12 protein-coding genes are annotated in these 13,570 nt (G+C 75.1%); 3 read left to right on the forward strand and 9 right to left on the reverse strand.

The features are described from left to right. Window positions 1-16: 16 nt before the first annotated feature. The 6 genes from G9H72_RS18795 to G9H72_RS18820 all read right to left on the reverse strand — a co-directional run bounded on the left by G9H72_RS18795 (window position 17) and on the right by G9H72_RS18820 (window position 6,722). Window positions 17-427: a VOC family protein gene (locus tag G9H72_RS18795; RefSeq protein ID WP_166174016.1), complete on the reverse strand. Its 411-nt coding sequence runs from the start codon at window positions 425-427 to the stop codon at window positions 17-19. Next, window positions 424-882 carry a helix-turn-helix transcriptional regulator gene (locus tag G9H72_RS18800; protein ID WP_166174018.1) on the reverse strand — a complete coding sequence of 153 codons (459 nt, stop codon included), beginning with the start codon at window positions 880-882 and terminating at the stop codon, window positions 424-426. The genes G9H72_RS18795 and G9H72_RS18800 overlap by 4 nt, the downstream gene beginning before the upstream one ends. Before the next feature lie 28 nt (window positions 883-910). Continuing rightward, on the reverse strand, window positions 911-1,222 hold the full coding sequence (locus G9H72_RS18805; RefSeq protein WP_231127507.1) for a DUF2568 domain-containing protein: 312 nt from the start codon (window positions 1,220-1,222) through the stop codon (window positions 911-913). 270 nt (window positions 1,223-1,492) lie between these two features. Further along, on the reverse strand, window positions 1,493-3,715 hold the full coding sequence (locus tag G9H72_RS18810) for a catalase (protein WP_231127498.1): 2,223 nt from the start codon (window positions 3,713-3,715) through the stop codon (window positions 1,493-1,495). Window positions 3,716-4,008: 293 nt separating this feature from the next. Then, the gene (locus G9H72_RS18815) at window positions 4,009-5,832 is read right to left on the reverse strand and encodes a trypsin-like peptidase domain-containing protein (protein ID WP_166174024.1); all 1,824 of its coding nucleotides are present in this window, start codon (window positions 5,830-5,832) and stop codon (window positions 4,009-4,011) included. Window positions 5,833-6,086: 254 nt separating this feature from the next. Beyond that, entirely contained in the window at window positions 6,087-6,722 is a 636-nt protein-coding gene (locus tag G9H72_RS18820) for a hypothetical protein (protein WP_166174026.1), read from the reverse strand. Window positions 6,723-6,784: 62 nt separating this feature from the next. Here G9H72_RS18820 and G9H72_RS18825 point away from each other — a divergent pair, with 62 nt between their 5' ends. The 3 genes from G9H72_RS18825 (at window position 6,785) to G9H72_RS18835 (ending at window position 9,940) form a co-directional block, all read left to right on the forward strand. After that, complete coding sequence (locus G9H72_RS18825) at window positions 6,785-8,122, forward strand: MFS transporter (RefSeq protein ID WP_166174028.1); 1,338 nt, start codon at window positions 6,785-6,787, stop codon at window positions 8,120-8,122. Continuing rightward, a complete protein-coding gene (locus G9H72_RS18830; RefSeq protein WP_166174030.1) occupies window positions 8,119-9,357 on the forward strand; it encodes a lycopene cyclase family protein in 1,239 nt (412 codons plus the stop codon). Before G9H72_RS18825 ends, G9H72_RS18830 begins: the two co-directional genes overlap by 4 nt. A gap of 226 nt (window positions 9,358-9,583) precedes the next feature. Next, entirely contained in the window at window positions 9,584-9,940 is a 357-nt protein-coding gene (locus G9H72_RS18835) for an RNA polymerase-binding protein RbpA (protein ID WP_166174032.1), read from the forward strand. 119 nt (window positions 9,941-10,059) lie between these two features. Here G9H72_RS18835 and G9H72_RS18840 read toward each other — a convergent pair whose 3' ends face one another. Genes G9H72_RS18840 through lnt form a run of 3 tightly spaced genes read right to left on the reverse strand, consistent with a single transcriptional unit; the run spans window position 10,060 to window position 13,236 of the window. Continuing rightward, window positions 10,060-10,626: an FxsA family protein gene (locus G9H72_RS18840; RefSeq protein ID WP_166174034.1), complete on the reverse strand. Its 567-nt coding sequence runs from the start codon at window positions 10,624-10,626 to the stop codon at window positions 10,060-10,062. 17 nt (window positions 10,627-10,643) lie between these two features. Then, the gene (locus G9H72_RS18845; RefSeq protein ID WP_166174036.1) at window positions 10,644-11,453 is read right to left on the reverse strand and encodes a polyprenol monophosphomannose synthase; all 810 of its coding nucleotides are present in this window, start codon (window positions 11,451-11,453) and stop codon (window positions 10,644-10,646) included. A gap of 28 nt (window positions 11,454-11,481) precedes the next feature. Further along, window positions 11,482-13,236 carry an apolipoprotein N-acyltransferase gene (lnt, locus tag G9H72_RS18850; RefSeq protein WP_331272423.1) on the reverse strand — a complete coding sequence of 585 codons (1,755 nt, stop codon included), beginning with the start codon at window positions 13,234-13,236 and terminating at the stop codon, window positions 11,482-11,484. Between the last annotated feature and the right edge of the window lie 334 nt (window positions 13,237-13,570).

The following is a 13,570-nucleotide window of genomic DNA, read 5'->3' on the forward strand; positions in this document are numbered from 1 at the left end:
GAGGGGCGCCGCGAGGTCAGCGCGTCTCGTTGATGCGCAGCAGGTTGCCCGCCGGGTCCCGGAAGGCGCAATCCCGGACGCCGTACGGCTGCTCGGTCGGCTCCTGCACGACCTCGGCACCGCTGCCCTGCAGCCGGTCGAAGAGCCCGTCGAGGTCGTCGGTGGCCAACGTGAGCGCCCCGTAGCTGCCCTTGGCCATGAGCTCGGCGATCACGCGGCGCTCCTCCTCCGTGATCCCGGGGTCCGCGGCCGGCGGTGTCAGGACGATGGAGGTGTCGGGCTGCCCCTTCGGCCCGACCGTGATCCAGCGCATGTCCTCGTAGCCGACGTCGTTGCGCACCTCGAACCCGAGGGTGTCGCGGTAGAACGCGAGCGAGGCGTCCGGGTCGGTGTGCGGGAGGAACGTGTAGTGAATGGTGATGTTCATGTCGGGCACGCTAGCTGCGGCATCGCGGCCGGGGCTTCTCGATTCCTGATCGGTCTCATGACCTGCCGGGTGAGGCACGAGGGCATCTCGCCGGTGCGCTCGCGCGCCTTGCGCCGGTAGACGCTGGGAGGCACCCCGACCAGCTCGGTGAAGCGCGTGCTGAAGGTCCCCAGCGACGAGCAGCCGACGGCGAAGCAGACCTCGGTGACGCTCAGGTCGTCGCGCCGCAGCAGCGCCATCGCGCGCTCGATGCGGCGCGTCATCAGATAGGCGTACGGCGACTCCCCGTACGCCGCGCGGAACTCCCGGCTGAGGTGGCCGCTGGACATGTTGGCCCCGCGCGCCAGCGCCTCGACGTCGAGGGGCTGGGCGTACTCACGGTCGATGCGGTCCCGGACCCGCCGGAGCCGCGCCAGGTCCCGCAGCCGCGCCTGCTCGGCCGAGTTGCTGCTCACCCCGCTGATCGTGCCATGGACGGCAGGGTCAGCGTGCGGCCTCGGCGACCGCCACGACCAGCCACGCGATGACCAGCGCGGCGCCGAACGTCCCCCATCCCGCGATCAGCCCGCCGACGGCGGCGACAGCCACCAGCAACGCCCTGCCGAAGGTCGTCGCCGCCGGCGAGAGGCGGACGCGGGCGCGGGGGGAGACGAAGACTCCCCATGTGGTCGCCCAGAGGGCCGCCGACCCGAGCGCAGCCAGCGCTCCCGTGGCCCCGCCGGAGCCGGCCCACCAGCCCCAGCGGGCGGCGCAGGCCAGTGCCGCGGCCTCGAGGGCGAAGGCTGCCGCGGACATCACGCCGTTCACCTGGTGCCTCCGCTTCGCCATGCCGTCCCGGCCCGTCCCGGCCCGTCCCGGCCCGTCCCGGCCTGGCGTGGAGCGTGCGTCGACGGACGAGGCTCGATTCGCCAAAGCAAGGCTCTGCTGTTGGTCTCGATGGTCCTGGCCGGGGAGCTCGGCACCCGGCTTGACGCCGTCGGCCAGGACGAGGCCGCGCTGCCCAGGACGACCGGCGGGGGCCCGGACGCCTGCTGCGCCGGGCCCCCCGGGGGTGTCCGCCCGGGCTCAGGCAGGCACGTCGCCCGCCCCGGAACGCGCCCAGTGCCGGTGGGCCGTCAGCGCCTCGACGAAGGCGGACGCGGTCGAGGAGGCCGTGCGGCCGACGACGACGCCGGCCTCGCCCGTACGGCTGCCGAGGGCGGCGCTCAGCAGGCCCTCCCCGTCGCCGTCGGCGCCGATCGGCTTGTAGTGCTTGAACGCCTCGCGGACGAAGTGGAGCGCCTCGGCGTTGCCACGCAGGGCCGCGACGCTCGTGCCGCCGCTCGGGACGTACACCGCGTCGTACTGCACGGACTCGCTGTTGAAGAAGGTCGCGTTCACGGCGATCTCGCTGCCGCCGGCCGCCGTGATGGCGCCCAGGTGCGGTGCGATGACGTGCGAAGCGGCCTTCGCCTTGGTGATGGCCGCCTTGATGGCCGTCACGTCGGCCCCGTCGACGCCGTCGGCTGCCAGGATGGCCACCAGCCGGCCCTTCGCCGAGGGTCGGGGCAGGCTCTCCTCGCTCAGCGCCGGCGACGTCCCCACAGCGGTGTTCGGCCGACCGCTCGGCACCGGCATGCCGAGGGCCGTGGCGACCTCGCGCACGAGCCGCGCGTCGATGTTCGCCAGGTGCCCGAGCATGCGCTGACGCACCGCCGTCGACTGGACCTTGCTCAGCTCGAACTGCAGCGCCATCACGATGTGCTTCTTCTCGCGCTCGGTCTGGCTCTGGAAGAACAGCGTGGCCTGGCTGTAGTGGTCCCCGAACGACTCGGCCCGCGAGCGCACCTTGCGGCCCGACACGGGCGCCGCGTACGACACGAAGCCGCCCTGGGCGGCGTTGGCCTCGCGGGGCCGGTCCCCGAGCGAGTTGGGCTCGTAGTTCACCTTGCCCGGACGGTTGTCGTAGCGCATGAACCCGTCCTGGTTGAACGTGTTCACGGCGGACCGGGGCTGGTTGATCGGCAGCTGGGAGAAGTTCGGCGTGCCGAAGCGGTTGAGCTGGGTGTCGAGGTAGGAGAAGAGGCGCCCCTGAAACAGCGGGTCCTCGGTGGCGTCGATTCCGGGCACGAGGTGCCCGATGTGGAACGCCGACTGCTCGGTCTCCTCGAAGAAGTTGTCCGGGTTGCGGTTGAGCGTGAGCCGCCCGACCCGCTGGGCCGGGATGAGCTCCTCGGGCCAGATCTTGGTCGAGTCGAGCACGTCGAACGGCGCCCTGTCCGCCTCGGCCTCGGGCAGCAGCTGCAGCGCGAGCTCGTACTCGGGATAGTTGCGCGTCGCGATGGCGTCCCACAGGTCGCGGCGGTGGTAGTCCGCGTCGATGCCCATGAGCTTGTGCGCCTCCGGCCACACCAGCGAGCTGATGCCGAGGAGCGGCTTCCAGTGCCACTTGACCAGCGTCGACTCACCGCGCGCGTTGACCAGCCGGAAGGTGTGGACGCCGAACCCCTCCATGGTGCGGTAGCTGCGCGGGATCGCGCGGTCGGACATGGTCCACATGACCATGTGCATGGACTCGGGGGTGAGGGAGATGAAGTCCCAGAAATTGTCGTGCGCGGTCGACGCCTGCGGGATCTCGTTGTGCGGCTCGGGCTTGAACGAGTGGACGAGGTCCGGGAACTTGATGGCGTCCTGGATGAAGAAGACCGGGATGTTGTTGCCGACGAGGTCGAACACGCCCTCGCTGGTGTAGAACTTCGTCGCGAACCCGCGGGCGTCGCGGGCGGTGTCGGCCGACCCGCGCGAGCCGTTGACCGTGGAGAAGCGCACGAAGACCGGCGTGGCCGCCGACGGGTCGGTCAGGAATGCGGCCGTCGTGTACTGCGACAGCGAGCGGTAGACGCGGAAGACGCCGTGGGCCCCGGAGCCGCGGGCGTGCACCGCGCGCTCGGGGATGCGCTCGTGGTCGAAGTGCATGATCTTCTCGCGGAAGGCGAAGTCCTCGAGCAAGGAGGGGCCACGGGTCCCCGCGCGCAGCGTGTTCTGGTTGTCCGAGATCCGGACGCCCTGGTTCGTGGTCAGGAACCGCCCGCTCGCGACCGGCGGGCCCGCCGCGGGAGCCGCGGCCGTCGGGGCTGCGGCCGTCGGGGCCGCTGCTGCCGCCTCTCCCCCGGTCATGGCCGCCCCCACCGCGATGGCGCCCGCTGCGGCTCCGGCTCCCTGCAGGAGCTGACGTCGGCTGAGCCCACCGGGCTCCTCCACGTCGTGCGAGCCGATGTCGGCGGCGTCGTCCGCCGGCCCTGTGGTCATCTGCGACCTCCCGCCTGGCCGCCCGTTCTGCTGGGCGGCTCCTCCGGACAATGTGATCGAGGCGCACTCTAGGGCCAATGAGCGTGCAGCGCTTCCACCCATTTCTGTTACGGATCTCTTACGCGAAGACGCGGGTTTGACCGGGTGAGGGCCGGGAGACAATGAAAGGCTCCGCGGATGCGTCGAGGGCCGGGTGCCGGCTCTCGCCGGCACCCGGCCCTCCGGGTGCTACGCGCTGTGGTCAGCGCCTGTGGTCAGCGCCTGTCGTGGAGCGCTGTCCTCAGGGCCCGGGCTCAGAGGTCCCGCACCCCGCCCTGCCCGCGGGGGCCGAACCCGAAGGGCGCGTTCACCGGCTGCTCGGGCTGCGCCGGCCGCTCCTGCCCAGGCTGGGCCGGGACCTGCGGTGCGTGCGGGGCCTGGGGGTACGCCTGGTGCATCGGCTGCGCCGGGACCGGGGCCGTCAGGTGGTCCGGCGCCACGGGCGCGGGCTGCGCCTCGGGGCCCGGCGCCGCCTGGTAGGCCGGGGCGGGCTGGTAGGCCGGGGCGTACGGGGCCGGCTGCTGCTGCGGGAAGTGGCCGTCCTGGGGGGCCGGCTGCTGCTGCGGGAAGTGGGCGTCCTGCGGCGCGTTCGGGTAGCCACCGGCGTACGCCGTGCTCGGGGCGCCCGCGTAGGTGTTGCCGGGTGCTCCGGCCGGGAAGACCTGGGCGGCGGGCGCGGTGCGCTTGCGGCGGCGGCGCAGGACGACGGCGAGCACGGCGCCCAGCAGCACGAGGAGGGCGGCACCGGCGCCACCGAGGATCAGGGGCAGCGAGCTCGAGGACGGCGTCTCGTCCTTGCCGGCGGTGATGGCCGTCTGGCTGTCACTGATGTAGCGGTCCGCGTAGGCGTGCGAGGGGAAGAGGTCCTTGACCTCGCGGAAGGCCGGGAGCGCCCGCTTGTAGTAGTGGTTGAAGTAGTCGTCCAGCGCGGCGTTGTACTTGGTCGTGGTGATGCTCGTGGACGGCGTGACGTTGTTGGCCCGCAGCTGGTCCTGCAGGACCTGGCCCTGCTGGCAGAACTGCTGGCCGACGGAGACCCCGCGGTCGTCGATCGCGCCGGAGACGAGCACGCCGATGACCGCGCCGCTCTCGTCGAGGCAGGCGCCGCCCGAGCTGCCGGGCGAGGCCTTGGCGTCGGTCTGCAGCAGCGGGACTCCGGAATCGGTGCTCTTGGTCGCGGTGATGGTGCCGGCCGAGATCGTGGGCTGCAGGGTCGCGGCCTCGCTCATCCCCTGGATGTAGGTCGCGTCCGCCGGGAAGCCGCTGACGTACACCTTGCTGCCGACGGCCATGGTGTTGCTGTCGCCCATGGCGACGGTCGGCAGGTTCTCGTAGCCCCGGATGCGCAGCAGCGCAGTGTCCTCGCCCGAGTCCTGCGCCGAGGAGGCGAGCACGGTCGCCGGCACCGGCTTGCCCTCCCGGGTGCCGCCGCTGGCGGCGACCCCCATCAGCACCTCCACCTTCGGGGTCTTCATCGAGACCTTGACGTGGGTGCTGTTGTAGGTGGCGACCGCCTTCTGCATGGCGGTGATGGCCTCGTCGGAGAGGTCGAGCTCCTCGAGCTCGAGGGAGGCCATGTCCGCGGTGGAGAACTCCTCCGCCGCCATCGACGCGAACTGCTCCTTGGTCGCCTCGTCGGCGGTGACCACGTGGGCCGCGGTGCCGAGCACGCCGTCCGGCGTCAGGACGAAGGCGCTGCCGACGGCCTGCAGCTCGTAGCTCTTCGAGCGGCTCTTGCCCGTCGTCTTGATATAGCTGTCCGGGTCCCGCGCGAAGCGCGTGGTGATGTAGTCCCACATCGCGGACTCGTCCGCGCCGATGCCACCCGTCAGCGCCTTCTGCACGGCGAGGGTGACCAGGTCGTTGAACGCGGGGGCGAGCGTCCACTCGCGCTGGGCGACCGTCGCCGAGTACGTCGTCACCACGGCCTGCACGGCCGGGTTCGTGCGCTCGGCGACCTTGGTCTCGGGCCGCACCGTGCTCGCCTCGTCGGCGGCCGAGGCGGGGGCGGCCCCGAGCGTGCCGACGGCGATGGCCGCGGCGGTGCCGGCGAGGAGCATGCGGGAACGTGCGTTCACTGTTCTTCTCCCTGGAGGTTCTCCCGGTGGCGAAGCGCGAGCCGCTGGGGTCGCTCGTCGGTCTCCGCGGTGCCGGGACGTGGGGGTCGTCGGTCGGACGGCGGGCCCGCGGTGCCGGGGCCGGTGTCCCGGTCCGCCCCGCCGCCCTTGCCGACGGTTAGGAAGGACGACCCCCGCCTGCAGATACGCCCTGGTCGGGAAGATTTGCGGGCCCGGGCGGCGCGGGGCCGCGTCACCGGCGCAGCCGTCGGCTGTCAAGGGCGGTGACCCCGCTCCTGCGCGGGTGCCTGCCCCACCGCGAGCCCGAGCGAGCCCAGCTGCAGCGCGGCCAGGGCCCGGGTGGCGGCGGGGTCGCCGTGCCGCCAGGCACGCACCGTGCCTGCCGGCAGGGCGGCGAGGTCCGCGAGCGGCCGCTGGGCGAGGGCCCGGACGGCCAGCACCTCCAGGCCGTCGGCCCCGACGGCCAGGGAGCGCGCGGTGGCGGACTCCCGCAGCCACCGGAGGCGGCGCCGCAGCCACCGCGACACCACGACCGCGACCGGGAGCAGGAGGACGAGCAGCGCGAGCAGGAGGGCCAGCCCGTCCACCGCATCCTGCTGGGCGCGGCCGGCGTCGGTGAGGTACGTCCCGGCCCCGCTCGCCCCGGCGAGCGCGTCGCGCAGCCGGTCCCCGACCAGGGGCAGGCCGTCGGCCGAGTCGCCTGCAGCGGTGAGCCGGCGCGTCAGCTCGGACCCGGCCTGCTCCAGCCCGCGGCCCGGGGCGCCCAACCGCACCACTTGCTCGTGGGTCAGGACGGCGAGGCGTGCCCACAGCAGGGCCCACGCCAGGACGAGGCCGTCCCCGAGTGCCTGGCGCAGGCGGTGGGAAGGGTCGTCGGCATACAGCGTCATGGACGCAGGGTTCCCGGACCCGGACGCCTGCCACGCCGTGCGGGCGACGACGAGGAGGCCAGGTGCGCCACAGGGCGGTCGCCGTGCTCTGCCTGGTCCAGTTCGTGGACGTCCTCGGGGTCACGAGCGCGACCACGGCCATCCCTGCCGTCCTGCGCGGCCTGGACGCGCCGGCGTCGGCCGCCGGGCCCCTCGCCACGGCGTACGCGATGGTGTTCGGCGGCCTGCTGGTGCTCGGCGCGCGTCTCGGTGACAGGGTCGGCCACCGCCGGGTGCTGCTGGCCGGCATCACCGGGTACGGCGGGGTGTCCCTGGCCGGGGCCCTCGCCCAGGACGTCGTCCAGGTGGTGGCCGTCCGCGGCCTGCAGGGCGCGGCCGCCGCCGTCTCGGTCCCGGCGGCGCTGCGCCTGCTCCTCGCCGCCGCACAGGGGTCCCGGACCGGCCCGCTCGCGGCCTGGAGCGCGGCGGGGGCCGCCGCCGGCGCCGGGGGCTTCCTCGTGGGCGGCGTGCTGACCGAGGCCCTCGGGTGGCGAGCGGTGCTGTGGGTGAACGTGCCGATCAGTGCCCTGCTCGCGGGCGGTGTGCTCGTCACGGTGCGCTCGCTGCCCCCGGAGGACCGCAGCACCCGGCTGGACCTGCCGGGCGCGGCGCTGCTGACCGCCGCAGTGATGAGCGTCGTCGCGGGCGCCGCGCTGGCGGAGACGCCCGAGCGGCGGCTGCGCGGCGCGGCCCTGGTCACGCTGGGGCTGGCGCTGGCCGCAGGCTTCGTCGCCCGTCAGCGGGCGGCGGCGGTCCCGCTGATCCCGCCGGCGGCGTTCACGTCGCGCAACCTGCGCAGCGGCACCGGCATCTCCTTCGTCAACACCGCGACCACCAGCTCGACGGCGGTCCTGGCCACGCTGTGGCTGCAGGAGGAGGAAGGGGCGAGCCCGGTCGAGGCGGGGCTGAGCCTGATGGCGCTCAGCCTCGCCGTCATCCCCGGCTCGGCCGCCTGCGGGCCGCTCGCCCGCCGGCTGTCGATGCGGGCCCTGGCAGCGGTCGGGCTGCTCCTCGTCGGGACGGGCTGCGCCGTGCTCGCGGTCACCGGTGGCGCGTGGGCGCCGCTCGTGGTGGGAATGGCGGTCTCGGGCCTCGGGCTCGGGGCCTCCTCCGTCGCGGCGAACGCCGTCGGCACCGACGTGGACGACGCCCTCACGGGCAGCGCGACGGGGGTGGTCAACACCGGGGCGCAGTTGGGCACCGCGCTCGGGGTGGCCGCCGCGGTGCTGCTCGCCGCGGGCGGGCCGTACGGCCCGCTCTCCGGCCCCGCGGCGGCGTGGGCGGCGTGTGCTGCGGCAGCGGTGGCATGTGCCGCCTGGGCGGCAGCGGGCGGGCGACGGCCGGTAGGTTCGCGCCGGTGATCCCGGTGAGCACGGCGTCCGCGGGCCCACGGCAGGGGTGGGACCGCCCGGACGTCCTCGTCGCGGGGGCCGGCCCCGCGGGGATGGCCGCAGCGGCCGCCTGTGCCCGCGCCGGGCTGCGGGTCACTGTCGTCGCCCCCTCGTTCGGCGCCTGGCGGCCGACGTACTGCCTCTGGCACGACGAGGCGCAGCAGGCGGCCGCAGCGCTCGGGCTTGGGGCTGCGGAGGACATCTGCTCGGCCTTCGACCGAGCCCTGGTGCGCACCGGGCGTGGGCAGCTCGCTCTCGCCCGCCGCTACGCGGTGCTCGACAACACGGCCACACGTGGGGCGCTGCAGGACGTCGCGTCCGCACATGGCGCGACCTTCGTGCCGGACCGGGTGGTCGACACCCGGGGCGACGGGGCCGTCCGGCTCGCGTCCGGACGCCGCGTGCTCGCGGCCCTCACGCTCGACGCGACCGGCCCGGGACGGGCCGCCGGGCTGCCGGCGCAGCGGGCGTGGGGTGAGGTCGTGCGGGGCGCGGCGCCCCTCGTCGGCGAGGGCGAAGCGCTATTCATGGACTGGGCTACGCCGAAGCAGACTGCTGCTGACTTCCCGTGGTTCCTCTACGCGCTGGACCGGGGGGACGGGACCGCGCTGGTCGAGGCGACATCGCTCGCCGCAGGGCCGCCGGTGTCGCTGCCCGCGCTGCGGGGCGTGCTGCAGCAGGTCCTGGAGCGCCACGGGCTGGAGCCGGTGGGCCTGCCGGCGGAGCGGGTCTCGATCCCGCTCGGGGCGCCTCCCCGGCAGCGGTCCGGCGGAGCCGTCCCGCTCGGAGCGGCCGCCGGGCTCGTCCATCCGGCGACCGGCTACAGCGTGGCGGCGTCCCTCCTGCTCGCCCCCCGGCTCGCGGTCGCGGCGTGCGCGGTCGTCACGGGCGGCGCGGACCGCTCCGTCGTCGGCGAGGCCGTGTGGCCGACCTCCCGCCGCCGGGCCTGGCCGCTGCTCCGGCTGGGTCTCGACGTGCTGCTCGCGCTCGACGCCGACGGGCTGGACGACTTCTTCAGCGCGTTCTTCACCCTGCCGGAGCGGGCGTGGGCGGGCTATGCGGCGGCCGAGGCGACGCCGCAGGGTGTGGCGGCCGCCATGACCCGCACGTTCGTCGCCCTTCCGCCCCGGCTGCGGCGGCGCGTGCTGGCCCGGGCGCTCTCCCCCGCCGGCGCCCGGATGCTCGGCCGGGCCGCGCTCGGGTAGGCCTGCCCGGTGCCCGTCAGGTGCTCGTCAGGTGCTCAGCGGGTGTCTGGCGGTCTGAAACCTCACCGGGGCTGCGCGCGTTGCAGCAGTGCGGTTCGTCACGCCAGCGCGTCGACAGCCGTCCCGTGGGGCACTCTACATAACAGGGAATCGGCTCCGACGGTGATGCGTTGGACCTGGTGCTGGGGAGAGTCCCGGTCCCCGATGTTGAGCGAGGAGGCATCCGATGGCTGAGCGAGCGCTACGCGGCTCGCGTCTCGGCGCGCAGAGCTATGAGTCGGACACGGGCGTGGACGCTGCCCCCCGACAGCGCGTGGAGTACGACTGCGCGGCAGGACACCGGACGGCCGTCCCGTTCTCGACCGAGGCCGAGGTGCCGCTGGTCTGGGAGTGCCGGGTCTGTGGCCAGGAGGCGCTCCGGGTGGACGCCTCCAAGCCCGAGGCGAAGAAGACCAAGCCGCCGCGGACCCACTGGGACATGCTCATGGAGCGGCGCACGGTCGCCGAGCTCGAGGAGCTGCTGGCCGAGCGGCTGGAGCTGCTGCGCGCCCGGCGTGGTGAGTCCACGCGCAAGTCGGCCTGACCGACCGCTGACGCACCCGAAGCCCCGGAGGCGAGGCCTCCGGGGCTTCGTCGTGCCCGGGCTCGGCCTCAGGGCTGCCCGTCACGGCGCCCCCGGGAGCACGCCGCTCGTGCCGGCCGTCAGTGCCCGTGGCGCCCGTCGCGCCCGTCCTCCGGCTCGACGACCACTCCGGGGATGACGCGGCCCGCCCCCTGGCCACCACCGCGGCCCGCCGGCCCCGCGCCGCCGCCCCGCGCGCCGCCCGGCACCTGCATGCCCTCCGGCCAGCCCCCGCCGGCCGCGGCCGCCGCACGCAGCGCGGTCGGCGAGATCCCCAGCTGCCGCGCCACCCGACGGGTCAGCAGCAGGACGAGCGCCCCGCGTGCGAGCGCCCTGGTGGGCGGGAAGAGCAGGGCCAGGCCCACGACGTCGCTGAGGAACCCCGGCACGGCGAGCAGCGCCGCGCCCAGCAGGACCAGGGCGGCGTCGGCCAGCTCGCCGCCGGGCAGCTGCCCGCCGGCCATCGAGCCGCGCAGCCCCCGCCACGCCCGCGTCCCCTCCCGGCGCAGCAGCCAGAGCCCGAGCAGGGACGTGGCGAGCAGGAGCAGGAGCGCCGGCGCGGCGCCGACCTCCTGCGCCACCTGCACGAGGGTGAAGACCTCCGCGACCGGCAGGCCGACGAGGACGAGCAGCACGAGGACGGGCACCGGGCTCTCCTTCGTCGTCAGCGGCCGGCCGGCCGCTGCAGCAGCCTCCGCGCTCGGGACGGCAGGTCCTTCGCCCCCCACAGCGTCACCCGGAGCAACGCCTCCCGCACGATCGGCCCGCTCATCTTCGACTCGCCGTGCTCCCGCTCGACGAAGGTGATGGGGACCTCCGCCACCCGGAAGCCCCGCCGCACGGCCCGCCACGCCAGGTCGACCTGGAAGCAGTAGCCCTGCGAGTCCACGGTGGGCAGGTCGAGCGCCTCCAGCGTGCGGCGGCGGAAGGCGCGGTAGCCGCCCGTGGCGTCCTGCAGCGGCATCCCGAGCACGAGGCGGGTGTAGATGTTCCCGCCGCGCGAGAGCACCTCCCGCGAGCGTGGCCAGTTGACCACCTTGCCGCCGCGCACGTAGCGCGAGCCCAGCACGAGATCGGCGGTCTCCAGCCGCTCGAGCAGCAGCGGCAGCTGCTCGGGCTGGTGGCTGCCGTCGGCGTCGAGCTCCACCACCGACCCGTAGTCACGCTCCAGGGCCCAGGAGAACCCGGCGAGGTATGCCGCACCGAGCCCCTCCTTGCCCGCGCGGTGCAGCACGTGGACGCACGAGTCCTCGGCGGCCATCCCGTCGGCGATCTTGCCCGTGCCGTCGGGGCTGTTGTCGTCGACGACGAGCACGTCGGCGTCGGGCACCGCGGCCCGGACGCGGCCGACCGTGCGGGCCACGTTCACGGCCTCGTTGTAGGTCGGGACGACGACCAGTACCCGCCCGATGGGCTCGGGCGCCGATGTCGTCGACGTCGTCGGCGCCGCAGTGGGCTCGTACGCCCCGCTCACAGGACTCCCTCGTGCAGGCGTCGCGAGCTCACGCGGCGCTTCCCGGCCGGGACGGGCCGCCCCGGCGTACAGCTTGGACGAGCCGACGGCCCCGGCTGGTTCCGGCCGCGCCCAGGAGCACCGCCCCCAGCGCGAGGGCCAGCTCGGGCAGCAGGCCCACCCGGGAGGCCAGCGTCCGGCTCTCCGGCTCGGCGAGGGCGATCCGCTGGACGAGCACGTCGGGCTCGAAGAGCTCGGTCCGCTGGCGCACGCTCCCGTCCGGCGCGACGACGGCGCTCACCCCGCTCGTCGCGGCGACGAGCACCCAGCGCCCGGTCTCCTGCGCCCGCAGCCGCGACATCTGCAGCTGCTGCTCGGTCTGCGGCGTCCGGCCGAAGGTCGCGTTGTTGGTCTGCACGACGAGCACCTGGGCGCCGGCGGCGACGGTGTCCCGGACCAGCCCGTCGTAGCCGACCTCGAAGCAGATGACGTCCCCGAGCCGCAGCGTCGGGCTCGCCGCCGGGCTGTCGAACACCCCGACCCGGTCCCCGGCCGCGAAGTCGCGGGTGACGCGGTCGACCGCGGAGGAGACCGTGCGGGCGATGCTGCGCATCGGGATGTACTCGGCGAACGGCACCGGGTGCCGCTTGACGTACGACTCCCCCGGCCCGGTCTCGGGGTCCCAGAGGATGCCGCTGTTCGACGACCTGTCCCCCGGGCCGCGCAGCACCGCGCCCACCAGCACCGGCACGCCGACGTCACGCACGGCGCCCTCGATCAGCGCGTACGCCGACGGGTCGCGGAACGGGTCGATGTCGGAGCTGTTCTCCGGCCACAGCACGATCTCCGGGGCCGGCACGTCACCGACGCGCACGCGGTTGGCCAGCTCGTGCGTACGGGCCACGTGGTTGCGCAGCACGGCCTGGCGCTGGGCGTTGAAGTCCAGCCCCTCCCGGGGGACGTCCCCCTGGACCACCGCGACCACGGCCGAGCGGCCGGACGGGGTGGCGAACGGGACCGCCAGCGGGGCGAGGGTGACGGCTGCGGCGAGGGCAGCGGCGATGGCCGCCCCGACCGCCCGGCGGCGGGCGGCGGCGAGCAGGGCGGCCGCCAGGCAGCCGCCGGCGAGGGCCACGCCGAACGTGACCAGCGGGACCCCGCCCAGCGGCGCCAGGCGGGTGTACGCGGCGTCACCGGTGGCGAGGCCGAGCCGGCCCCAGGGGAAGCCGCCGTACGGCAGCCGGCCGCGCAGGGCCTCCTGCAGCACCCACGCCGCCCCCGTGCCCACGGCCCACGACGACGGGCGGAGCTGGCCGAGCAGGGCCAGCAGGGCGCCGAGCCCGGCGAAGAAGGCGGCCTGGCTCGCGGCCAGGATGAGCCACGGCACCGGGCCCACGTACACCCCGCTCCACTGCAGCAGCGGGACCATGAACGTCGTGCCCGCGAGCAGCCCGAGCGCGGCGCCGCGCCGCGGGCGGACGCCCCGGGTCGCCAGCGACAGCAGGGCGACCCCGACCGGGGCCGCGAGCCACACGGAGTAGGGCGCGAAGGCCAGCAGCACGAGGAGCCCGGACGAGGCGGCGGCGACCACCCGCGCGGTGGTGCGGGAGGCCGGCTCCTGGCCGGCCTGCGCGGCGCGTGCCGGGGAGGACGCGCCGGGCACCGCTCGGGCCGGCGACAGGGGCAGCAGGGGGGCCAGCAGGCGGGCGAGCCAGCCGCCGGCCGGGGTCACGGCCGCCGGAGCCTGCGCCTCGACCACCCCGCGCCTCCGCTGTCCGTCCCCGCCGCGGCTCGGAACGGCCACGTGCTCGAAGGCCGAGGGTACGGGAACCGCCGGGCCCGTGGACGGGCCGGCGCAGCCAGCGCTGCGGGACGGGACACGCGGTCGGGCAAGCCCTTCGGACCGACTCGGACCCGCCGGATGCGAGCTCCCGAGCCGTTGTCTACTGGGCCTGCCCGGACACGCGTGTCCCGTCCCCCGAGGTGACGCGCCTCCACGGGGCGCGTCGCCGACGCCGGGCCTGGCGCAAGAGCTGGGCGGGGATCGTCCCGCCGCCCCTGACCCGGGCTTCGACGCGCCGTGCGCGGGGCTTTCCCTCGGTTGTCCTCGCGCTGGACTGGCCAGAACGGTACTCATG

This window comes from Motilibacter aurantiacus, assembly GCF_011250645.1.
Classification (GTDB): Bacteria; Actinomycetota; Actinomycetes; order Motilibacterales; family Motilibacteraceae; genus Motilibacter_A; species Motilibacter_A aurantiacus.

What these genes read in the sequence shown, in the direction of transcription:
- G9H72_RS18835 (WP_166174032.1), top strand. Translation starts at nt 9,584, where the DNA reads ATGGCTGAGCGAGCGCTACGCGGCTCGCGTCTCGGCGCGCAGAGCTAT.
- G9H72_RS18805 (WP_231127507.1), bottom strand. Translation starts at nt 1,222, where the DNA reads ATGTCCGCGGCAGCCTTCGCCCTCGAGGCCGCGGCACTGGCCTGCGCC.
- G9H72_RS18810 (WP_231127498.1), bottom strand. Translation starts at nt 3,715, where the DNA reads ATGACCACAGGGCCGGCGGACGACGCCGCCGACATCGGCTCGCACGAC.
- G9H72_RS18795 (WP_166174016.1), bottom strand. Translation starts at nt 427, where the DNA reads ATGAACATCACCATTCACTACACGTTCCTCCCGCACACCGACCCGGAC.
- G9H72_RS18820 (WP_166174026.1), bottom strand. Translation starts at nt 6,722, where the DNA reads ATGACGCTGTATGCCGACGACCCTTCCCACCGCCTGCGCCAGGCACTC.